At 70.9% G+C, this 22,226-nt stretch carries 18 protein-coding genes and 1 pseudogene; 14 read left to right on the forward strand and 5 right to left on the reverse strand.

Annotated features, from left to right (window positions below):
- Positions 1-5 precede the first annotated feature (5 nt).
- Positions 6-773: an IclR family transcriptional regulator gene (locus tag ACWCXX_RS21640; RefSeq protein WP_451129573.1), complete on the reverse strand. Its 768-nt coding sequence runs from the start codon at positions 771-773 to the stop codon at positions 6-8.
- 37 nt (positions 774-810) lie between these two features.
- Positions 811-1,680, reverse strand: a complete 870-nt coding sequence (locus tag ACWCXX_RS21645; RefSeq protein ID WP_451129575.1) for an SMP-30/gluconolactonase/LRE family protein — start codon at positions 1,678-1,680, stop codon at positions 811-813.
- Positions 1,681-1,914: 234 nt separating this feature from the next.
- On the opposite strand from ACWCXX_RS21645, the gene ACWCXX_RS21650 reads away from it, so the two are divergent.
- The 10 genes from ACWCXX_RS21650 (at position 1,915) to ACWCXX_RS21695 (ending at position 12,861) form a co-directional block, all read left to right on the forward strand.
- Entirely contained in the window at positions 1,915-3,243 is a 1,329-nt protein-coding gene (locus ACWCXX_RS21650) for an aspartate aminotransferase family protein (RefSeq protein ID WP_451129577.1), read from the forward strand.
- Positions 3,240-4,739, forward strand: a complete 1,500-nt coding sequence (locus tag ACWCXX_RS21655) for a M81 family metallopeptidase (RefSeq protein ID WP_451129579.1) — start codon at positions 3,240-3,242, stop codon at positions 4,737-4,739. Before ACWCXX_RS21650 ends, ACWCXX_RS21655 begins: the two co-directional genes overlap by 4 nt.
- A gap of 16 nt (positions 4,740-4,755) precedes the next feature.
- A complete protein-coding gene (locus ACWCXX_RS21660; RefSeq protein WP_451129581.1) occupies positions 4,756-5,151 on the forward strand; it encodes a RidA family protein in 396 nt (131 codons plus the stop codon).
- On the forward strand, positions 5,148-6,089 hold the full coding sequence (locus ACWCXX_RS21665) for a dihydrodipicolinate synthase family protein (protein WP_451129583.1): 942 nt from the start codon (positions 5,148-5,150) through the stop codon (positions 6,087-6,089). The genes ACWCXX_RS21660 and ACWCXX_RS21665 overlap by 4 nt, the downstream gene beginning before the upstream one ends.
- Positions 6,086-6,889 (forward strand): SDR family NAD(P)-dependent oxidoreductase, encoded by an 804-nt coding sequence (locus tag ACWCXX_RS21670; protein ID WP_451129585.1) that lies wholly within the window; start codon positions 6,086-6,088, stop codon positions 6,887-6,889. The genes ACWCXX_RS21665 and ACWCXX_RS21670 overlap by 4 nt, the downstream gene beginning before the upstream one ends.
- A 148-nt stretch (positions 6,890-7,037) precedes the next feature.
- Positions 7,038-8,663 carry an ABC transporter substrate-binding protein gene (locus tag ACWCXX_RS21675; RefSeq protein ID WP_451129587.1) on the forward strand — a complete coding sequence of 542 codons (1,626 nt, stop codon included), beginning with the start codon at positions 7,038-7,040 and terminating at the stop codon, positions 8,661-8,663.
- Positions 8,664-8,827: 164 nt separating this feature from the next.
- Positions 8,828-9,784, forward strand: a complete 957-nt coding sequence (locus ACWCXX_RS21680; RefSeq protein ID WP_451129589.1) for an ABC transporter permease — start codon at positions 8,828-8,830, stop codon at positions 9,782-9,784.
- 16 nt (positions 9,785-9,800) lie between these two features.
- Positions 9,801-10,697, forward strand: coding sequence for an ABC transporter permease (locus ACWCXX_RS21685; RefSeq protein WP_451129591.1), 897 nt, complete (start codon positions 9,801-9,803; stop codon positions 10,695-10,697).
- 8 nt (positions 10,698-10,705) lie between these two features.
- Positions 10,706-11,809: an ABC transporter ATP-binding protein gene (locus tag ACWCXX_RS21690; protein ID WP_451129593.1), complete on the forward strand. Its 1,104-nt coding sequence runs from the start codon at positions 10,706-10,708 to the stop codon at positions 11,807-11,809.
- Entirely contained in the window at positions 11,806-12,861 is a 1,056-nt protein-coding gene (locus ACWCXX_RS21695; RefSeq protein ID WP_451129595.1) for an ABC transporter ATP-binding protein, read from the forward strand. Before ACWCXX_RS21690 ends, ACWCXX_RS21695 begins: the two co-directional genes overlap by 4 nt.
- Before the next feature lie 53 nt (positions 12,862-12,914).
- Here the strand turns inward: ACWCXX_RS21695 and ACWCXX_RS21700 are convergent, their stop codons facing one another.
- Positions 12,915-13,916 (reverse strand): Gfo/Idh/MocA family protein, encoded by a 1,002-nt coding sequence (locus ACWCXX_RS21700; protein WP_451129710.1) that lies wholly within the window; start codon positions 13,914-13,916, stop codon positions 12,915-12,917.
- Positions 13,917-14,057: 141 nt separating this feature from the next.
- On the opposite strand from ACWCXX_RS21700, the gene ACWCXX_RS21705 reads away from it, so the two are divergent.
- Genes ACWCXX_RS21705 through ACWCXX_RS21715 form a run of 3 tightly spaced genes read left to right on the forward strand, consistent with a single transcriptional unit; the run spans position 14,058 to position 16,833 of the window.
- Positions 14,058-14,954, forward strand: a complete 897-nt coding sequence (locus ACWCXX_RS21705) for a succinylglutamate desuccinylase/aspartoacylase family protein (protein WP_451129597.1) — start codon at positions 14,058-14,060, stop codon at positions 14,952-14,954.
- Positions 14,955-14,977: 23 nt separating this feature from the next.
- Positions 14,978-16,024 carry a pyridoxal-phosphate dependent enzyme gene (locus ACWCXX_RS21710; protein WP_451129600.1) on the forward strand — a complete coding sequence of 349 codons (1,047 nt, stop codon included), beginning with the start codon at positions 14,978-14,980 and terminating at the stop codon, positions 16,022-16,024.
- A complete protein-coding gene (locus ACWCXX_RS21715; RefSeq protein ID WP_451129602.1) occupies positions 16,021-16,833 on the forward strand; it encodes an SDR family NAD(P)-dependent oxidoreductase in 813 nt (270 codons plus the stop codon). Before ACWCXX_RS21710 ends, ACWCXX_RS21715 begins: the two co-directional genes overlap by 4 nt.
- Before the next feature lie 45 nt (positions 16,834-16,878).
- On the opposite strand, the pseudogene ACWCXX_RS21720 reads toward ACWCXX_RS21715, so the two are convergent.
- Positions 16,879-17,157, reverse strand: a pseudogene (locus ACWCXX_RS21720) (universal stress protein); the annotation flags it as partial.
- Positions 17,158-17,691: 534 nt separating this feature from the next.
- On the opposite strand from ACWCXX_RS21720, the gene ACWCXX_RS21725 reads away from it, so the two are divergent.
- Positions 17,692-17,871, forward strand: coding sequence for a hypothetical protein (locus ACWCXX_RS21725; RefSeq protein WP_451129604.1), 180 nt, complete (start codon positions 17,692-17,694; stop codon positions 17,869-17,871).
- A gap of 721 nt (positions 17,872-18,592) precedes the next feature.
- On the opposite strand, the gene ACWCXX_RS21730 is transcribed toward ACWCXX_RS21725, so the two are convergent.
- Positions 18,593-22,180, reverse strand: a complete 3,588-nt coding sequence (locus ACWCXX_RS21730) for a GH32 C-terminal domain-containing protein (RefSeq protein WP_451129606.1) — start codon at positions 22,178-22,180, stop codon at positions 18,593-18,595.
- Positions 22,181-22,226 lie beyond the last annotated feature (46 nt).

Here is a 22,226-nt window from a genome sequence, read left to right on the forward strand (position 1 = left end):
CTCGCTCAGCCCACGAGTGCCTTGCCGAGCCCGGCGGCCGCCTTGCGCAGCCGCCGGGCGACGGCCGGCACGTCTGCCGGCTCGAACCGGCTGGCCGGAGCGCTGAGGCTGATACCGGCCGGGAAGGTGAGCCGTGGAATGCTGACCGCGACGCACCGGCCCTCGTCCTGGTTCTCCTGGTCGTCCACCGCGAATCCCTGCTCCCGGACCCGCTCGACCTCGGCGAGGTAGTCGTCCGCGTCGACGATGGTCGACGCGGTGAACCGGGGCAGCCCGGCCGCGTGCAGGATCGCCCGTACGCGGTCCTCGGGGAGCTCAGCGCACAGCGCCTTGCCGAGCGCGGTGGCGTGTACGTGCCCCCGGTCACCGACGCGGGCGGCAAGCCGCATCGCGTTCGGGCTCTCGACCACCATCACGTGCACGATCATGGTGCCGTCAAGCAGGCCCAGGTTGAGGGTCTCGCCGGTGGCGTCGCGCAGCCGCTCCAGGACCGGGCGGGCGATCTCGGTGAGCCGCTCGATACCGCGGGTGTGCTGGGGCCGGAACGCCGGGCCGAGGCGATAGGCCGAGGTGCTGGCGTCCCGCTCGGCGTAGTGGCGGGCCTCTAGCGCGGTCAGGTACCGGAAGGCCGAACTCTTCGGCAGCGAGGTGGCGGCCGCCACCTCGGTCAGGGTCACCCCGCCGTCGGAGTTGGCCAGTGTGTCGAGGATGTCGCAGACCCGGTCCACGCCCCGGATCGGATAGGCCGAAGCGGACTCGGTGCTGGCTGCCATGGCGGTCAAACCCCTTCTCCCAGTTGGTTCATCGTAGTCACCAGACCCCGCCGACGGGGCCGCTGAAGACCATTCCGGCGGCGGGCTCGGCCGCGGATCTGGCGGCGTCGAACCCCTCGCGGGCGGTGGTGACGAGCAGGTGGCCGGCCGCGGCGCCGCCGACGGCGACCGCGGTGACCTGCGCGGCCGGCACCGGAACACGTGCCACCGTCCGGCCGTCGCGGATCGCCCTGGCCTCACCCGCGCCGTACACGGCAAGCCAGACCACGCCGGAGTCCGTCACCGCCAGGCCGTCCGGCAGGCCCTCCTCGGCCGGTACCCGCAGGTACTCCGTCGAGTCGGCGCGGGTGAAACCGTCGTCGAACCGATGCCGCCAGACGATGCCGCTCTGGCTGTCGACGTGCAGCAGGGTCCGCGCATCGGTCCAGGCCAGGCCGTTGGACAGGGCGAACCCGGACACCGGCGAGGTGATCGTGCCGTCGGTGGCGATCCGGATCAGCGCTCCGTCCGGCGGACGCCGGCCGTCGCCGCCGGCCGGCGGAACCGAGCCCACCCAGACCGATCCGTCAGGGGCCAGGCAGCCGTCGTTGAGCAGCCATCCCTCCGGCAGGCTCAGCCGGACCCAGGGCGCGGCATGGACGGCGAGATCGTCGGCGACCGTCAGGCGCCGCAGCCGGGTGCCGTCGGCCAGGACCAGCCAGCCGGGGGCGAGCGGGGCGAGGAACGAGGCGCGGCGCCCGGTCCTGAGAACCAGACGGGTCGGCTCTCCGGGTGCCATCCGGTACACAGCGCCGATCGCGACGTCCAGCCACCACCACGCCACGCCGTCCCAGCGCGGGCTCTCGGCCAGATGGCACCGGGGAGCGTCGACGGGCGAAAGGGCCGCGGACGACGGTGACGTGCTCATCGGCGGCCTCCCAGCTGTTCCGCTCAGCGAATCATGAGTTTTGCCTATTGAATCACGGCCGGTGTGCGGCCCACTCCGTGAGCTGTGCCGGACCGACCGCGAACTCACTGTTGACCTCGTTGCAGGGGGCACGTTAGCGTTCGGGTCACCGGAATCTGAATTTCAATCACCGAAACTCCGGCGAGGTTTGGCGAGCGGCTCATCGACGGCGACGACGAAACGAGGACGCACCGAATGATCGACAGTTGGCCCACGTCCGCCCGCCTGTGGCACCGGACCAAGGCGTCATTGCCAGGCGGCGTCTCCACCGGTATGCGCGGGTCGATGCGACCGCACCCGCTGTTTTTCCGCGGCGGCCGCGGTTCGACCCTGACGGACGTCGACGGCAACAACTACCTGGACTACGTGCTGGGTTGGGGTCCGGTGATCCTCGGTCACGGACATCCCGGCCTCACCGAGGCGGTCACCCGGCGGCTGCCGCTCGGTGCCACCTTCGGTGCCGGCCACGAACTCGAGTACCTGGCGGCCGAAGCCGTTCTGGAGGCCGTGCCCGGCGCGGAGCGGGTGCTCTGGTCCAACACCGGGTCGGAAGCGGACCAGATCGCGCTGCGGCTGGCCCGGGCGGCCACCGGACGGAACCGGTTCGTCAAGATGACCGGCCACTACCACGGCTGGTCCGACGCGTTCCTCCTGGGCTACCGCCCCGACGCCGAGGGACGGTTGGACGGGCCGGCCACCAAGGGGCAGAACAGCGGCGCGCTCTCCGACGTCAGCATGGCGACGTGGGGCGACCTGGACTCGGTCGCCGCGATCCTGCGGGAACCCGTGCAGGACATCGCGGCGGTCTTCGTCGAGCCGGTGCTGTGCAACTCCGGGGTGATCGCCCCACCGGACGGGTACCTCGCCGGCCTTCGGGCGCTCTGCGACGAGACCGGGACCCTCCTGGTCTTCGACGAGGTCATCACCGGGTTCCGGCTCGCACGGGGAGGCGCGGCCGAACTCTACGGTGTCCGGCCGGACTTGGTGGTTCTCGCCAAGGCCCTGGCCGGCGGGTACCCGGTGGCCGCCGTCGCCGGGCGGGCCGACGTCCTGGACCAGTCCACGCGTGGCGTCGTCCACGCCGGCACGTACAACGGCAATCCGGTGGTGCTCGCGGCCGTGCAGGCGACGATCGAGGCGCTCTCCGAACCCGGCGTCTACCCGGCGTTCGAGGACCACGGCCGCCGCCTGGCGGACGGACTGCGCGGTGCGCTCGACCGGTACGACGTGACCGCCGCGGTCAACCAGGTCGGCCCGGTCGTACAGGTGCTGCCGGGCCTGGACCAGTGCGACACGTTCGCGCAGTTCCTCGCCGGGGACCAGGAGTGGTACGACGCGCTGACGGTGGAGTTGCTGCGCCGCGGGGTCTTCGCGCTTCCGGGCGGCCGCTGGTACCTGTCGACCGCGCACACCCGGGCGGACGTCGACACGACCGTCCAGGCCTTCGACGAGGCGGTCGCCGCGACCGTCGCGGTCACCGGCCCACCGCGTGCCGCGCTGTGCGACGGGAGTGTCGTCGGATGATCCGGCTGGCCGTGGTCGGACTGCTGCACGAGGCGAACACCTTCTCCTCGGAGCTGGCGGACCTGGCCGCGTATCAGGACGGCGGCGTCCACGCGGGCGCCGAGCTGATCGAGCACTACCGCGACTCGCACGCCGTCCCCGGAGGCTTCCTGGAGCCGCTGGACCCGGCGGTGGATCCGGACGTGGAGCTCCTGCCGCTGCCGGTGGCCTATGTGACACCGCGCGGACCGGTCTCGCAGGAGGCGTTCGAAGTCCTCGTCGGCCGGATGTGCGAGGAGCTCTCGGCGGCCGGCGAGGTCGACGGCGTACTCCTGGTCCTGCACGGTGCCGCGGTCGCCGAGAAGCACACGGCCGCCGACGCGGAGATCGCCGAGCGGGTCCGCGAGGCCGTCGGTCCCGACGCGGTGATCGGCACGGTCCTCGACATGCACGCCAATGTCGACCAGCGGCTGGTCGACGCGGTCGACGTCATGACGGCGTACCAGACGAATCCCCATGTGGACGCGCGGATCAAGGCCGTGCGCTGCCGGCGGTTGGTGATCGACGCCATCCGTGCCGGAGTGTGTCCGGCCCTGGTGGTCGAGCAGTTGCCGCTGGTGGTGACCATCGTCCGGCAGGACACCGGCCAGGAGCCGATGGCCGGTCTCCTCGCCGGGGCCCGGGAGATCGAGGCCGAGCCGGGGATGTTGGAGGTCAGCATCCTGGAGGGCTTCCCCTACGCCGACACCCCGCAGATGGGGATGTCGGTCATCGCCATGCATCCCGAGCGGGCGCGCGCCCGCGACGCCGCACGGCGCCTCGCCGAGGCGGTGTGGTCGCAGCGGGAGGCGCTGCAAGGCGGCGGAGTTCCGGTCGTTGAGGCGGTCCAGACCATCGCGGACCACAAGGGCGACCGGCCGCTGCTCGTACTGGACGTCGGCGACAACATCGGCGGGGGCGGCCCGGGCGACTCCACGGTGATGCTGGCGGAGGCCCTGCGGCGCGGGATCTCCGGGGCCGGGACCACGCTCCACGATCCCGAGGCCGTGGCCCGGCTCGCCGGTGTCGAGGTCGGCGGGAGGGTCGACGTGCAGGCCGGCGGGCGGTCCGTCGAACAGGACGGTGCGCCGGTACGGCTGACCGGGGTGCTCGTAGGACGGCACAGCGGGCTGTACGAGGAGGAGCACGTCGCCCACGGCGGGTTCCGCTTCTTCGACGGCGGCGTGATGGTCGGCGTCCGCACCGACGAGGGCGTGCTGGTGGTGCTCACCTCGAAGGTGATCCAGCCCGTCTCGCCCGCTCAGTACCGCGCCGTGGGCATCGACCCGGACTGCCTCCGGGCCGTCATCGCCAAGGGCGTCAACGGTCCGCGCGCGGGGTTCGCGCGGACCTGCGCACCGGTCGTCGTCGAGACCGATTCCCCAGGGATCACCCGCAATTCGGTCACTGAGTTCCGGTATCGGCGGCGACGTGTTCCGATGTACCCCTTTGAGATCACCACGACCTACCCGAGCTGAAGGATCGATCCGACTCATGCCACGTACTGCCGTCACCGCACCCGGGACGCCCCGGTCGCACCTGCCGTTCTCGCCCGCCGTACGCGCCGGCGAGCTGGTCTTCGTGTCCGGACAGGCGTCGGTCGACGACACCGGCCGGATCGTCGAGGACTCCTTCGCCGGCGAGATGGGCCGGTCGATGGCCAACGTCGAGCGGATCCTCGCCGCCGCCGGCGGTTCGATGGACGACGTGGTCGCGGTGCGCTGCTACCTCGGCCGGTGGGAGGACCGCGACGAGTTCAACCGCCTCTATCCGCAGCACTTCTCGGAGCCGTACCCCGCCCGGACCACCACCTGCGGCGGCATCGGCGACCTCAAGTTCGAGATCGACGTGGTGGCCCACATCCCGGCGACAGGCGGAGCGGACCGATGAGCGACTCCCTGAACCAGCCCCCGGCGGCGCTGCCCGGCGGTGTGATCACCCCGCTGGTCACGTTTCTGGACGCCTCCGGGGAGCGTCCCGACCCGGCACACATGGGGGTCCTGGTCGAGGCACAGCTCACGGCCGGGGTGAACGGGCTGCTGGCCGTCGGGTCCACCGGGGAACTGGGGAGCCTGGACCAGGCCGGCCGGCGCGAGACGGTGCGTGTGGTGGCCGACGCGGTGTCCGGACGGGTGCCGGTGTGGGCCGGTGTCGGAGGGCTGGGCACCCGCGACACCGTGCAGGCCGCACGGGAGGCCGTCGACGCCGGCGCGGACGCGGTCCTGGCCTTGCAGCCGCTGTTCTTCGACTGCGCCGAAGACGAGTTGTACGCGCACTTCGGTGCGGTCGCCGGCGCCGTCGACGTACCGGTGATCGCCTACAACGTGCCGGTGCGTACGCCGCGGGCGTTGTCGCAGGAGCTTCAGGTGCGGCTCGTACGGGACGGCGTGATCGCGGGGATCAAGGACTCGTCGGGCGACCTGTCCGCCGGGCGGCTGCTCTGCCGGGCGCTGGCCGGAACCGCGGCCAGGGTCTACACGGGGGGCGAACTCACCCTGGACTCGGCCCTGGCCGCCGGCTTCCACGGCATCGTCCCCGGCTTCGCCAACATCCTTCCCGGCCCGGCGGTGACGATGTGGGAGCACGCAGGCCGCAATGACAAGGACAGCCTCGCGGCCCAGGAAACGTACCTCGCACTCTTCGACATCCTCGCCGCGGAGCTGCCCGGAGCCGGTTTCCCGGCGCGGGCGATCGGGGCGATCAAGTGCGCGGCGGCGCTCACGCTCGGCCTGCCGGTGCCGGGAAGCACGATGCCGCTGACACCGCCGACGGAGGAGTTCTCGGCCGCCGTCGCCGCGGTCCTGCGGTGCGCGGAGGTCCCGGGATGACGGGGAATCCGGCCGCCCCGGCGGGGCCGTCGTTCCGCCTGGACGGTCGCGTCGCGGTGGTCACCGGCGGCGCGGGGCTGTACGGAACGCATCTGTGCCGCACGCTGGCCCTCGCGGGGGCGTCGGTGGTGCTGACCAGCAGATCGCTCGCGAAGGCCACCGAGGCGGCGGCCGAACTGGTGGACTCGGGCGCCGGCTCGGTCCGGCCGGCGGCGCTCGACCAGGCCGATCCGGACAGCGTGAGCGCGTTCGTCGAGCAGGTCGAGCAGGAACCGGGCCGGATCGACGTCCTGGTGAACAACGCCGTCCACCGGCAGGGCCACGGGCTCGACGGGATCACGGCGGAGGACTGGGCCGCCACCCAGGACGTCAACGGGCGAGGTCTCTTCCTGCTCACCCAGCGGGTGGCACGCACCATGCGCGACCAGGGTGGCGGATCGATCGTCAACATCGGATCGATCTACGGCATCTCCGGTCCCGACCTGCGTCTCTACTCCGGCACGGCCATGTCGATGCCCGCGTACTACGCGTACGACAAGGCAGGCATGATCGGCCTCACCCGCTACCTCGCGTGTGTGCTCGGCCCTGACGGGATCAGGGTGAACTGCCTCGCCCCCGGGGGACTGGACGACGGTACGGCGCCGGAGTCGTTCCGGGCGGCCTACGCCGAGCGAACTCCCTTGCGGCGGTTGGCCTCCGGCGATGACGTGGCGGGTGCCCTGCTGCTGTTGGCGTCGGACGCCGGCGCGTATGTCACCGGGGTCACGCTGCCTGTCGACGGTGGCTTCACCGCGCAGTGAGTACCAAATGAATCACGGTTCCCGGACCGGTGGGCTCCGGTCTCTTGACAACCACACAGCAGTCAACCAGTGTTCGAGCTAATGAAACCATCCGTTTCGGTGGCTGAAACTAGGCCGGTGGGGATCGCCGGACAGTGAGGAGGCGAGCGTGGCAGGTTTCTCTACGCGAATGCGAGGGGCGACGTTGCTCGCGGCCCTGGCGATCGCCGTCGCGGGATGCAGCGAAGCCGGTACAGAGTCGGGTGGCGGCAACTCGTCCGGCGGCAAGGACGGAAGCGGAACGATCACCTACCAGCTGTACCTGCAGGCGTCGGCCTTCAGTCCGTTCACCGCGCTCACCGGTGGCGACGGGCTGGTCTCGCTCCTGCAGTTCCAGCCGCTGCTCGCGGAGGCCAAGGGCGCGTACACGCCGCGGGTGGCCGAGAAGTGGGAGGTGAACACGGACGCCACGAAGTACACCTTCCACCTGCGCAAGGCGAGTTGGAGCGACGGCAAGCCGATCACCTCCAAGGACGTGGCGTTCTCGCTTGAGGCCACCGCCGACCCGAAGACCGCGGCCGTCTGGGCCGGGGCGATGCTGCCGATCAAGGGCACCAAGGAGTTCCAGGCCGGCAAGGCGAAGAACATCTCCGGGATCGCGACTCCCGACGACCAGACCGTCGAGATCACGCTCGCCAAGCCGCACTCCGGCTTCCTGGCGAACCTGGTGCAGGTCGGCATCGTCCCCGAGCACGTGTACGGAGGCATCGGGCACGACAAGTTCAAGGGCAACGAGGCCTTCCACACGCCGAAGGTCGGCAGCGGTCCCTATGTGTTCTCGAAGTGGATCAACGACGACACCATCGAGTTCGCGGCCAACAAGCGCTTCTGGGGGAAGGTCCCCGCGGCCAAGCTGGTCACCAAGTTCCTCGCCGGCGACGCCGCACTCGCCCAACTCCAGACCGGCGAGGTGGACATCGCCCAGATTCCGGCCGCCGAGGTGGAGCCGCTGAAGGGCGACCAGAAGGTCACCGTGGCGCAGGCGCCGGGCTCGGGCGTCATGACCCTGCACACCGCGCTGAAGAACGGCAAGCTCAAGGACAAGCGCGTGCGCCAGGCCATCCTGCACGCGATCAACCGTGAGTCGATCGTCAAGAAGGTGCTGTCCGGACAGGCCCGCGTCGCGGACACCGCGCTGTTCGCCCCGGACTGGGCCCAGCCGACGGACCTGGTCCGCTACGACTACGACCCCGCGAAGGCCAAGCGGCTGCTCGCCGAGGCCGGCTGGAAGGCCGGCACGGAGCTGCGGCTTGACATCACCCCCGGCCAGGCCGACCGGGACGCCGTGATGAAGATCGTCCAGGGCCAGCTCCGGGCCGTGGGCATCAAGGCGAAGATCATGCCGCTGCAGCCGGCACAGGTGGCCGACGTGGTGAAGAACAACGAGTTCGACCTGATGATCACCGTGCTCAACCAGGTCCCGCAGATCGAACCGTCGGCGATCAACGTCCGGTTGAACTGCGACCAGGTCGCGCCGGCCGGGGTGAACATCACCGGGTACTGCAACAAGAAGCTCGACGCACTCCTGGACCAGGGCATGGCCACCACCGACAAGGCGAAGCGCCAGCAGGCCTATCAGGAGGCCAACCGGATCATCAACAAGGAGGTGCCGATCCTGCCGCTGTACGTGCCGATGGCCAACTACGGCGTCACCAAGCGGATCAGCGGCTTCGACGCCAGCGTCTCCCCGGCGCTGACGCTGATTACGGCCGAGCAGTGGAAGATCCGGAACTGATCCGGCTCACGCCACCATGGCGAAGTCTTCGGCAGATCCGACCGGACGGCCGGGACTTCGCCGGACCCCTGGGGCCTGTCGTCACCTTCCCGTCCGCTCTTCTGGCGACGACGCGAAGGTGACGACACGCCCTCACCCCTTCGACCGGAAAGGACCGCGAACGCGTGCTGCGCTTCATTCTCGGCAGACTGCTGGTCAGCATCGCGGTGTTCCTCGGCATCAGCGTGCTGCTGTTCGCGCTGGTGCGCAGCGCGCCGGGCGATCCGCTGGACATGTACTTCGACCCGATGTCGTTCCAGGGCCCGGACCGCGAGGCCGCCCTCGCCGCCGCCCGTGAGCAACTCGGGCTCGACAAGCCGCTCCCGGTCCAGTACTTTACCTGGCTCGGTGAGGCGATGCAGGGCAACCTGGGCCGCTCGCTGGTGAGCGGCCGTCCGGTGTCGAGCGTGATGACGGAGCGGCTGCAGAACAGCTCCTCGCTGATGCTCGCCGCCCTGCTGATCTCGTTGCTCCTCGGGATCGCGGCCGGGCTGCTCGCCGCGCTCAAGCGCAACACAGCGGTGGACTACGTGCTCTCGGCGGCGAGCCTGGTCGCCCTCTCCGTCCCGGTGTTCTTCCTCTCGCTGGTCGGCATGTACGTCTTCGGCGTCAAGCTCGGCTGGTTGCCCACCGCGGGCATGAACGAACCCGGCGGCGGTGCGCTGTCCGGCCTGCGGCACCTGGTGCTCCCGGCGGTGATCCTCGGCTTCAGCGGGGCCGCGGCGTACATGCGATGGGGGCGGGCCAGCATGCTCGACGTGCTCGACCGCGACTACATGGTGACCGCGAGGTCGAAGGGCCTGTCCACCTCCCGGGTGGTCTGGCGGCACGGTGTCCACAACGCGCTCATCCCGCTGATCACCGTCGTGTCGATGCAGATCCCGACCCTGTTCAGCGGTGCGGTCATCGTCGAGCAGATCTTCGCCTGGCCGGGGATGGGACGCTTCGCGGTCGACTCGATCACCGCCCGGGACTACCCCGCGATCATGGGGTTCGTGATGTTCGTGGCGGTCCTGGTGGTGCTGTGCAACCTGGTCGCGGACGTGCTCTACGCGATCGTCGACCCGCGGATCAGGCTGTAGGACAGGAGATCCGACCATGACGACTCTTTCGCCCACCGCGGCCCAGGACAAGGCCGCCGCCAAGAGCCCAAGCCCCAGAAAGCTTGCCTGGCGGCGCTTCCGCTCCCACCGTCTGGCGATGGCCGGCCTGGTGGTGCTGGTTCTGCTGGCCCTCGTATCGGCCCTCGGCCCCCTGCTCTACACCGTGGACCCCGACGCGGTCGACCCGCTCCTGTACCGCGAACCGCCGAGCGCGGGCCATCCGCTCGGCACCGACTCGGCGGGCCGCGACGTCCTGGCCCGGGTCCTGGCCGGCGGCCGGGTGTCGCTCACCATCGGCCTGGTCGCCTCCATGCTGGCCACCGTCCTCGGCGTGGGCCTGGGCGTCACCGCCGGCTATCTGCGCGGCTGGACCGAGGGGGTGCTCTCCCGGATCGCCGAGGTGTTCCAGTCGTTCCCGACGCTGATCGTGATCATCGTGGCGGCCGCCTTCCTGGGCCCCGACGTGTGGCTACTGATCCTGTCGCTGGGATTCATGCAGTGGACCCAGGCGTACCGGCTGACCCGGGGCCTGACGCTGTCGCTGCGTGAACAGGACTCGATCGAAGCGGTCGAGGGGCTGGGCGCGACGCCCTGGCGGATCGTGCGCAAGCACCTGGTTCCCGCAGTGCTGCCCCAGGCCGCCGTGTCGTTCACGTTGCTGATGGCGACCGTCATCATGACCGAGGCGGCGCTGTCGTTCCTCGGTCTCGGCGTTCCTCCGCCGACCGCGACCTGGGGAGGCATGATGAACGAGGCCCAGCAGTTGCGCATCCTCGGCTCGATGCCGTGGATGTGGGCGCCGCCCGGCATCGCGATCGCGCTGACCGTGATGGCCGTGAACTTCGTCGGCGACGGCCTGCGCGACGCCGTGGATCCGAGGCAGACCCGATGAGCGAGCGAATGAAGAAGTCACCCGAACCAGCCGGCGTGCAGCCGATCCTGAGTCTCCAGGACATCGTCACCGAATTCGCCACGGTGTCGGGGCGGGTGCGGGCCGTCAACGGCGTGAGCTACGACGTGATGCCGGGGAAGACCCTCGGAGTGGTCGGCGAGTCCGGCTCGGGCAAGAGCGTGACGGCCATGTCGGCGCTCGGCCTGCTGCCTCGCAGCGCCACCGTCCGAGGCCGGGCCGTCTTCCACGGGGACCGCGATCTGCTGGCGATGAAGGAGCGCGAGCTCCAACGGATCCGGGGCGGCGAGATCGGCGTCATCTTCCAGGACCCGATGACCGCGCTCAACCCGGTGATGACCATCGGCGAGCAGATCGACGAGACCCTCAAACGGCACTCCACCGAGCTGGGCCGACGCGAACGCTCCGACCGGATCGTCGAGTTGCTCGCCGACGTGGGCATCCCCGCGCCCCGGGAACGCAAGGGCCAGTACCCGCACCAATTCTCCGGTGGCATGCGGCAGCGGGCGATGATCGCGATGGCGCTGGCGAACAGCCCGTCCCTGCTGATCGCCGACGAGCCGACGACCGCCCTTGACGTCACCGTGCAGGCGCAGATCCTCGACCTGCTGATGAGGCTCTCCGACGACCACGGCACCGCGCTGGTGCTCATCTCGCACGACCTGGGCGTGATCGCCGAGATGGCCGACCAGGTGGTCGTGATGTACGGCGGCCGTGTCGTCGAGTCGAGCGCGGTCGACGACGTCTTCCACGGGGCGCGCCATCCGTACACCCGGGGTCTCCTGCGCTCGATGCCCGGCCGGAACGCCGACGGGTCGACTCCGGCCGAGGCCTCCAGTCGGCGCACCTTGCTGCCCGCGATTCCCGGAGCGCCGCCCAGCCCGCGGGAGCTGCCGCCGGGCTGTGCCTTCCAGCCGCGCTGCGACCTGGCCGGCGGCCGCGAGCAGTGCCTGGTACAGCCACCGCTCGCCGTGGTCGGTCAGGAGCATCTGACCGCCTGTCATTTCCACGCGGAACTCGACGGCAGCGGCCTCGGCGACGCGGCCGCGGGGGTTCCCACAGGTACGTGCACACATGAGGAGGCGGCCGGATGAGCGGCGCACCGGTGAAGGTGACGGCCACGGCTGACGACGCCGGGAAGCCGGTGCCGGGGGAGCGGTTGCTGACCGTCACCGATCTGGTCCGGCACTTCGAGGTGGGCGGGCGGTTCCTGCGGCGGCCTACGGTGGTGCACGCGGTGAACGGGGTGACCTTTCACGTCGATGCCGGCGAGACCTTCTCGCTGGTCGGCGAGTCCGGCTGCGGCAAGTCCACCGTCGGCCGGACGGTGATGGGCTTCCATCCGCCGACCTCGGGCACGGTGGATTTCGAGGGGCGGGACGTCGGCGCGATGTCCCGGCGGGAACTGCGGGCGATGCGGCGCCGGATCCAGTACGTGTTCCAGGACCCGTACGCCTCGCTTCCCGCGCGGCTACCGGTGGGGCAGATCCTGAGCGAACCGCTGGAGATCCACAAGATCGGTGACGCGGCCTCGCGCCGGGCACGCGTCCGGGAACTGCTCGAACTGGTCGGTCTGCGCAAGGAGTTGGCCTCGCGCTATCCGCACGAGTTCTCCGGCGGACAGCGCCAGCGGATCGGCATCGCCCGCGCCCTTGCGCTGGAGCCCAGGATGCTGGTGCTCGACGAGCCGGTGTCGGCCCTCGACGTGTCGGTCCAGGCGCAGGTCGTCAACCTGCTCGACCGTCTGCAGGCCGAACTGGGCCTTGGGTACGTCTTCATCGCCCACGACCTCGACGTGGTGCGGCACATCTCCGACCGCATCGCCGTGATGTACCTCGGCACCATCGTCGAGGCCGGCCCGGCCACGACGATCTTCACGGCGCCGCAGCATCCGTACACCCAGGCGTTGCTGTCGGCCGTGCCGGTGAAGGACCCGCGCCAACGCGGCCGCGGTCAGCGGCGGCTGCTGTCCGGCGATCTGCCGTCGCCCACCGCGATTCCGCCGGGCTGCCCCTTCGCCACGCGGTGCCCGAAGGTGCACGACCTCTGCCGGACGGAGCTTCCGCCCCTGCTTCTGTCGGAGTCGGGTGCGCTGTCCGCGTGCCACCTCACCCGCACCGAGAAGCCGACGGCCGCGGCCTCTTGAGCGGTTCCGCCCTGGGCGAGGGCCCGCCCGGAAGGGGGCCCTCGCCCAGGGGCTCAGCCGCCGTCGGCCACGGCCGTCCACTGTCCGGTCTCCGCCGACGTACGCAGCGCGTCGGCCACCTCCAGGGCCGCCACGCCGTCGGCGAAGCCGACCACCGGAGCGAGGCCCGACGTACGCCGCTCGACCAGGTCCATGAGGTGACGCAGTTGCGCGAGCAGGCCGTCGGCGGCCGTCACGGGGTGCGCCTCCTCGACCACCCCGCTCGTACGCCGGAGTCGGATCTGCCCCGCGGCCAGGTCCGCGAACAGGGAACCGGCCGTACCCATCACCTGCAGGGTGCGTGCGCCGACGGTGTCGACGTAGTCGATGTGGCAGTGCGAGACGACCTCGGTCGCCCCGTCGGGGCGGTGCCGCAACATGGCGTCGACCAGGTTCGGCTGCTCCACGTGCTCCACGGCGTCCGTGGTGCGGGCGAGCGCGGAGACGCCGACGATGGGTCCGAAGAGCAGGCGCAGGTAGTCCCATTCGTGGGAGTAGTCGCGGTAGAGCCGGCCGCTCTCGGGGCGGGCGAACCGGGAGGCGGCCACCGTGATGGTGTTGTAGGCGCCGAGCAGCACCTGGGCCGTGGTGGGTTGTCCGATCGCTCCGTCCGCGATCAGCGCGGACAGGCGCCGCACCACCGGCCGGTGCCGCAGTACGTACCCGACGAGCACCTGACCGGGGTCGGCGATACGGCCCAGGGCTTCCCGCGCGGCGGCGGCCGACTCGGCGACGGGCTTCTCCACGAGCACGGTCGCGCCCGTCTCCACCGCCGCAAGGAGTTGCGGTACGTGCGTGTGGTCGGGTCCGGCCAGCACCACCGCGTCCGGGGCGCCGGACAGCAGGTCGTCGAAACTGGTCGTGCGCCGGTCGACGAGCGGGCTCTCGGCCCGGTTCAGCAGTTCGGGATCCGGGTCGAAGAGGTCGACCCGGACGCCGGGCAGTTGGGAGCACGCGGCGAGGTGCTGACGTCCGATGGAACCGAGACCGCTGATTGCGAGGCGCCGGACAACCATTTCCACTCGCTTTCATCAAGTGAAACTCGGGGTTCACCAGGTGGACCAGTGAGGGCTAGGCTAACAGCACCGAACGACCGTACGCACCGACCGGAGGGATCCGATCCCATGCCCCCGCCTGCAGCAGCGACACTGCCCCAAGTGAGGCGTGCCACCACCGGATCCGCCGGCCCGGTGGTGGCGTTGCTCGGTGGCGTCCACGGCGACGAGTACGAGGGAGTGCTCGCGACCCGCCGACTGGTCGCAGACTTCGCCGCCTCCGGTGTCCGCGGCGAGCTGCGCTGGGCCGCCCCCGCCCACCCGGCGGCCTGGGCGGCCGGAACGCGCTGCGATCCGCTCGACGGCACCAACCTGGCCAGGGTGTTCCCCGGTTCCGCCACCGGCTCCGCCGCGGAGCGGATCGCCCACCACCTCACCCAGGAGCTGATCACCGGCGCCGACCTGCTCGTCGATCTGCACTCGGCGGGAGCCGGGTTCGAGATGCCGGTGTTGTGCGGGTACGAATCCACGGGTCCGCTGAGCCCGGTGGCGGAGCGGGCGGCCAAGGCCTTCGCCGCTCCGCTCACCTGGCGCCATCCGGTGATCCACCCGGGCCGGTCGCTCAGCGCGGCCACGGAACTCGGGGTCGCCTCGCTCTACGTCGAGGGCAGAGGCGGCCGCCAGATCCGCGCCGACGACCTTGAGCTCTACCGTGCCGGTGTCTGGCGGGTCTTGGCCGACCTGGACATGCTCGCGCCCGGCACGGAGGTGCCCGCGGGCGCGTCCAGCGTGATCGCCACCGGGGACGGCGACACCGACGGCGGCGAGCGGGCGCCGGTGGACGGCTATCTGGTGACGGCCCGCACCGCCGGCGAGCTGGTCGAGCCGGGAGCCCTCGTCGCCACACTCGTGGACGATCAGGCGCAGGTCCTGCACGAGTTCCGGGCGGCCGAACGGTCCGCGGTGATGCTGCTCGTCAGGACACCCCGGGTCCGCCGGGGCGACACGGTGCTCATCCTCGCCGCCGTCGGTGGCGAGGATGAGCATGTCAACCAGTAGGTCCCGCAGTCGGGAGGACTTTCATGAGAAGTGGCCGCGCGACCGGGAGCGTCCTCGGCGAAGGGGACACACCGCTGGTGTCACTGGACAGACTGGCGGGCCGCTGGGGGCTCGGCGGACTGTGGGCCAAGTGCGAGCACCTGAACCCCACCGGCTCCTACAAGGACCGGATCGCGGCGGCCTCCATGCGCCATGCCGTGGAGCGCGGGTTGCGGGGCTGGGTGGCGACGTCGTCCGGGAACGGCGGCGCGGCGATGGCGGCGTACGGCAGCCGGGCCGGGTTGACGGGGGTGCTCTGCGTACAGTCGGGCGCCCCGGCCGAGAAGCTGGCCTCGATCCGGCCGTACGGCGTGCTGATGATCGAGGTACCCGGTATGGGGCCCGCGGTGATGGACGAGCTGGAGCGCATCGCCGCGGCGAGCGACCTGCTGCTCACCATCACCACGCATCGGCACAACCCGGTCGGCATGCGCGGAGCCGATCTCATCGGCACGGAGCTCCGCGCCGCACACGACGCGCTCACCCATGTCTACGTGCCCTGCGGTGGCGGCGGACTCCTTGTGGCGACGGCGAGAGGCCTGGCCGCCGCCGGGCGTCCCGGGCCGACGGTGATCGCCTGCCAGCCGGAGGGCTGCGCCCCGATCGCACGGGCGGCCACCGGAGACCTGGACAAGCCGGTGGTCACGGAGTGCCGGACCGGTATCTCCGGCCTGCAGTTGGCCGAGCCGCCCGACGGGGAGGCCGCGGTGGCCGCGGTGCGGAATACGGGAGGGTGGGGCGCTGCCCTGTCCGACGAGCAGATCTGGGCAGCCCAGGACCTGCTGGCCGCCGAGGAGGGGCTGTTCGTCGAGCCCGCTGCGGCCGTCCCCCTGGCCGCCGTCGCGGCCGACGCGGCACGGGGCCGGCTTGGGGCGAACAGCCAGGTGTCCATGGTCCTGACCGGCCACGGTCTCAAGGATCTCCGGCGGCACACCGCGGCCGGCGCGCCGTTGGAGGTCTGCCCGACCGACGGTCTCGCAGAACGCATCGGACGCCATCTGGCCACCCCCGTCGTCGGGACCGCCCAGTGAGCGGGCCTTCAGCGCCGGAGACGGGCGCCGGGAGTGCTCCCGCCGGGCGGCTGTCCGGGCGTACGGCGCTGATCACCGGGGCCTCGCGTGGCATCGGAGCCGCGGTGGCCCGGCGGTTCGCGGCCGAGGGCGCGCGGGTGGTGCTCGCCCATCAACCGACCGTGGAAATGGCGGCACTTGCCGAGGGCGAGGCGGCCCGGCTTCGAGCGACCGGCAGCGAGGCGGTGGCGCTTCCGGCCGACCTCGGCACCGTCGAGGGCCCGGCTGCCCTGGTCCGTGAAGTCCGGGAAGCCATGGGGTCGTTGGACATCCTGGTCGCGAACGCCGCCGCGACCGGCCGCGGTTCTGCCGTGGACCTGGACGTGACACAGTTCGACACGGTGCACGCGGTCAACACTCGCGGAACCTGGTTGCTCGCCCGGGCCGCCCACCCGGACCTGGTCGCTTCCGGCCGGGGCAGCCTGATCACCGTGACGTCGGTGATGGTCGAGACCGGACAACCGGGCGCCGTGCACTACACGGCGTCCAAGGCGGCGATCCTGGGCATGACCCGCGCGCTGGCCCGGGAATGGGGCCCGGACGGGGTACGGGTGAACACCGTCATGCCCGGGGCGATCCGCACCGAACACGAGGCCGAGACCGAGCCGAACGCCGACGCGGTCGCCGCCCAGATCCTCCCTCAGCAGTGCCTGCAACGCCGCGGCACCCCGGACGACCTGACCGGCGCGTTCCTCTTCCTCGCCGGCGACGACTCCGCCTTCGTCACCGGCCAGGTGCTGTGCGTCGACGGTGGCTGGGTGCACTACTGAGCCCGACTCTGCCGGAGAGCTCGGGCCCACCTGGGCCCCAGGGGTTCAGGGCTGGTGGGGGATGACGGCGACCGGGCACTCGGCGTGATGGAGGAGGGTGTGGGCGACCCTGCCCAGTTGCAGTCCTGCGTGGTCGTGGCGCCGCAGGGCGCCCACCACGACCAGGTCCGCGTCGGCAGCGGCGCGCAGCAGGACCTTGTGCGCGGGCCCCTCGGCCACCCGGCGTCGCACGCTCACGGCGGGGTGTTCCCGCTCGGCGTCCCGCAGTGCGCGGGAGAGGGCTTCGGTGGCCTGCTCCTCGTGGATACGTGCGGCGTCGGCGGCGGCGTGCCGCAGGAGCCAGAACTGGTCCAGATCCTGCTGGATCAGGCCGGGCTTGAGGTAGTGCTGCTTGACGCCGTAGCGGCGGACATCACCGGCCCCTATTCGAGCAACACCATGGTGTCACCGGCCTGTTCGTCGACGACGGTGACTGTCCGGCAGGTCTCGCCCCCCCAAGTCGCCCCTGGTAGAGGGGAGACTCAAAACGCCCGTGGAGCATCCATCAGACTTCACGCCCCCCGGGGCAGGAAGCAGGACGCGAAGAAACGGGAAGACGCCACGCTCTCAGGCTTGGCGCCACCTCGGCGGAGCAATCCACCGACATCCCCCAACCCACGCCAAGAACAGGCAAAGCTCTTCTGAACGCCCACGTCAGAAAGGGGCCGACCCGTACGCGTAGGGGATGACCGTGCCGACGACGACCCGCCTCGAGCCAGCGTCTTCGTTGTCCAGCCCGCGTGAGCAGAGGATAAGCGGGCAAGTGGACTGCCGGTTTGTCCGGCCTGTACTGCTGCCGTGGGCTCTTTTTGATTCGCCATGGGCGCGGTCAGTAATTATTTTCCGCTGGCGGACTGCGGGGAGCTGAAGGTTGTTCTGTCGGATCTGCCGGGCGGGCCGGTCACGGTGCCGGTCACCGCGCTCACGCTGGTGGCGGAGTGGCATACCCGCCACGAGATCATGTGGGACGTCCTGGCCGAGGTTCCTCTGGGCGGGTAGCCGGCGACCGGGCCCGCCCGTGTTCCGGCCGCCCCGCCGGTCCTGGCACCGCTTCGCCCGTGCCACGGCAAGCTCATCCGCGGCCGCGCCATCCTCAACCTTGCCGAGGTCCAGGCCGTGCTTGAGGAGATGGCCGCCGAGCGCGGAGTCGGCGAGACGTGGCGCTTCCACACCAGTGAGTGAGGCTCGCGCCGGCCTCCCGACCGCCGGACGAGCGCTTGGTGCGTCCCGAGGCGCTGGCAGATCTGCCGCAGGTGCGGCCCACCTCGCACGAGGCCCTGCAGCGGGCCGGGATGCTCGCGCCGCCCAGGCCGCGGCTGGTGCCCTCCTGGATGTCCGGGGGCCTCGGGAGCTGCCGCGATTGTCTTGCCTGGACGAACGAGGGTGATCAGTGATGTGCGTCCTGCCAGAACTGGGCGATCGGTCGGTCGACGGGCCCGTGCGACCGGTGCGGTCGGCGACTGCCGCTCAGAGATGATCACTGTCGGCGCTGTGTACTGCTGACCGCTGAGACCGAGTACGACGTCCGCCGAAGGCGGATTGACCGTCAGCTCGTTCAGCCACGCCTTCGGCAGCAGGCCGCAGGACTCCACCGACACGGATCTGCCGTGGCGCCCGCTTGACCGTCGATCGCGGTCCAGCAGGCGCCTGGCATTGTCCCAGCCTCTGCCGACGGGACTGAGACCCCAAGGGGACTACGACTGGTCGGCCTGACCGGCGGTCACAGCTCCTTCGCGTACGTGTCCTGGTACGCCGCCCTCCCTCCGAATACGTTGAAGCCGATGTGTCCGTCGGTGTACGTCGTGTCCGTCACGTCGATGATCTGCGTGCCGTTGAGGAACACCCGGATGCGATCGCCCTCGGCGAGGATGCGGACCGGGTACGTCGTGCCGTGGCGGACCAGGGCGGGGACGCGGGCGAGGGCGGCGCCGTCGTCGAAGTGGCCGTTGGCCTTGGCGACCAGGCGGATCACCCGGAGGTCGGGGTCGATGTTGAGGCAGTAGGCGTTGGCGCTGTCGGAGGAGGCGCGCCAGAGGAGGGAGAGCGCGCCGCCGGTGTCCGGGTCGGGGCCGCCGAGGCGTACCAGGGTGGTGAGGTCCAGGTCCGTCACCGTGCGCGCCGAGATCGCGTCGGAGTCCTGGTCGAAGGTTCCGGCGCGGCCCGCGCTGTCCGTCGACCAATGGCCGGCGGGGGTGATCGTCAACTTGCCGAGGTCCGAGCGGAATTCACCTCCGGTCGGGGCGGCTACCGGCGCATTCACCCGATCCACCAATCGGTAGGTGCTGTCCAGTCGGTGCACCTTGAGCGACTCGATGCGCGCGGTGCCGCCCTTGGCGTAGAAGGCCATGCCGTCGGCATCCGGGGCCGGGAAGATCAGGCTGGTCACGGCAGCCTGTCCGTCCGCGCCGAATGCCTCGACCGATGACGAGTCGACGTACAAGCGCAGGGTCACGCGGCCGCCGGTCGCCTTCATCGGCGCGGTCGTGCGGCCCGCGAAGTACTGGGTGAAGTCGCTCAGGCCCGAGGCCGAGCGGTCCACGAACAGTTGGTTCGCCTCGGCGTCGTAGCCGACGGTCGTGTGCTGGTCGTCGTCGGCGCGGAGGCAGAATCCGATCTCCGTAGCGGTGCCGAGGGTGATCTCGGCCTCGATTTCGTAGGCGATGCCGGTGACGCCCGCGAGGGGGTTCGCGGTGTCGGGGCTGACGGTGAGGTCCTTGCGGGTTGTCGTGGACGTGCGCAGCCGGGTCAGCTCCTGGACCGGGCTCTGCACCAGGCGTACGCCGTCGGCGGTGTCTGTCAGCGTCAGTTCGCGGGGGGCGCTCAGTTGGCCGTTCCAGGCGCCGGTCGGGGCGCTGAAGGGATAGTCCCAGTTGCTCATCCAGCCGAGCCAGACGCGGCGGCCGTCGGGCAGGCCGTAGAAGGACATGGCGGCGTAGAAGTCGCGGCCGGAGTCGGCGCGCAGGACCGTTCCGGCCTTCTGGTCGGGGGTGAAGCCGGTGCCGTTCCAGTCGCCGGTGAAGTACTGGGCGGCCGAGCCGTTCGTGGCGCGTACGGCGCCGGTGCTCAGGGTGAGGACCCACTTCACCTTGTCCTTGTCGCCGTCGATCGGGAGGGGGAAGAAGTCGGGGCACTCCCACACGCCGGGCGTGGCCCAGTCGCCGTAGCCGAAGGAGCTGACGTGGGTCCAGGTGAGGAGGTCGGTGGAGGTGAAGAAGCGGACGTGGTCGCCGCCGGAGACTACCATCAGCCACTGGTCGTGCTGCTCGTCGCGGATCACCTTCGGGTCGCGGAAGATCCAGCCGGCGTCGGGGCCGCCCGGGTTCTGCACGGCCGGGGCCGGCCCGCCGTGCCACTGCCATGAGCGGCCCTTGTCGTTGCTGTACGCGATGCGCACGCCGGCGTTCCCGCCCGGCTTGTCCGGGTGGTAGCTGGTGTAGTAGGCGATCAGGCCCGACCTGCCGTCGAAGAGGCCGGACGTGTCGTCCTCGTCGACGATCGCCGAGCCCGACCAGCAGTTTCCGTACTCGTTCCAGGGCAGGGCGATCGGCAGGGGCTGCCAGTGGATGAGGTCCGTGCTGACGGCATGTGCCCAGCGGCCCTGGTCCTGGTGGAAGAGGTGGTACTCGCCGTCGTAGTGCACCAGGCCGTTGGGGTCGCTGGTGCGGCCGGTGAGCTGGCTGTAGTGGTACGTGGGGCGGTACGGCTCGGTGAAGTAGTCGGCAGTGCTCCGGGCCTGCACGTTCTGGAAGTACGACGTGCCCTGCGTGGCCGTGATGCCGATGGCGGCTGCGGACGTGGCCCGGGAGACGTGGGTCTCGAGCGCGCGTACGCCGTCGACGTGCACCTCGATGGTCGGGCCGGTGGCGCGGACTTCCACCCGGTAGGTGCGGCCTGCGGTGAGAGGGCGGACCGGTGCGGCGGCGGTGGTGAGGCGGGCGCCGGAGGTTCGGTCGATCAGGCTGACGGTGTTGCGGGTGGTGTCGAGGCGTACCTCGTAGCCGCCGGAGCCGGTGGCGGAGGCGTGCAGGACGAGGCCGGCGCAGGCCGATGGGCCGCCGGGCGTGATGTCGGCCCGCACTACCGCGTCGGTGTGGGGGAAGGGCGCCGTGCGGTGGCCGCCGTCGCCTCGGATGCCGTGCAGGTCCGGGGTCCAGGTGCCGGATCTCGTCGTCCATCCCTGGACGTCGGTGACGAGGTCGGCGGCGGCGATGTTGTCGAAGGATGCTGCTCCGTCGGACACCAGGACGGCGAGCCGGCCCGAGGTGTGTGCCGTTTCCTTCGCCGTGATGGCCGGGGCGTAGCCGTCTGGCGAGAGGAAGTTCGTCTGCCAGTGCACGCGCAGTTCGTCGCCCTCGGCCTCGATCCGCAGCCGGTAGACGGATCCCGCCTTGATGGTGGTGTTGTACGTGCCGAGGGTGACGTTCCCGTCTATGCGGAACAGCCTCAGTCGGCTCTGGCCGGGGTCGGCCTGGACGCCGTAGCCGCGGGTGCCCGTGGCGTCGGCGCGCACCAGCAGGGTCGCCGCGGCGGACGCGTCGTGGAGTATGAGGTCGGTCTGGAGGGCGGTGTCGTATGCCTGGGTGGCGGCGACGGCACGGGCGGTGCCACCGTCGGCGGCTTTGGCGTGCCAGCCGAGTGAGGTCGCTGTCCATGTGCCGCCGCTGGTGGTCCAGCCGGTGAGGTTGGTGGTGACCTCGGACAGGGCGGGCGGGCCGAAGGCGACGGTTCCGCCCTGGGCAAGCAGACCCACAGAGCCGGAGTCGTAGCGATGGTCCTCGACATGGAGGCATGTCTTGCCGTCGACGAGGACGGTCAAGTCGGCTCCGTCGACGTTGACTTCGAGGTCGTAGGAGGCTCCGGTCCCCGCTTTTGTCAGCTGTGCGGTGGTGATGGTGTGGCCGTCCGCCAGGTCGAAGAGCCGTACGCGTTCACCGTCCAGGTCCACGGCCGCCGCGTATCCGGCGGAGCCGTCCTGGGCGGCGCGGAACACTAGTGCGCCCACAGCGCGCTGGGATGCGGGGGTCATTTGGGCGGCGTAGGCCCCCTTGGTGGCGAGCTGCTGCTCGGAGAGGGCGAGGGCGCCTTCGCTTGGGGCGCCGGTGGTCTTCCAGCCGCCGTCGGGGGTGTGGTTCCACGTGCCGGTGATGGGAAGGGGGTCGGGGATGGAGGTCTGGGCGGAGGTGTTCTCGAGAAGAGCGGAACCTGATCCGCTCGTGCGGGCGGCGGCCTGCGCTGAGGGGACGCCGCCGGCGAGGGGCAGCAAGGTCATTCCTCCGGCGAGCAGGAGTGTACGGCGGGACACGCTCATGGCGGCTCCTGGAAGAAGGGGAGGGTGGGCCGCGGCCCGGGGGACG

The sequence above is a fragment of the Streptomyces sp. NPDC001732 genome (assembly GCF_053596315.1).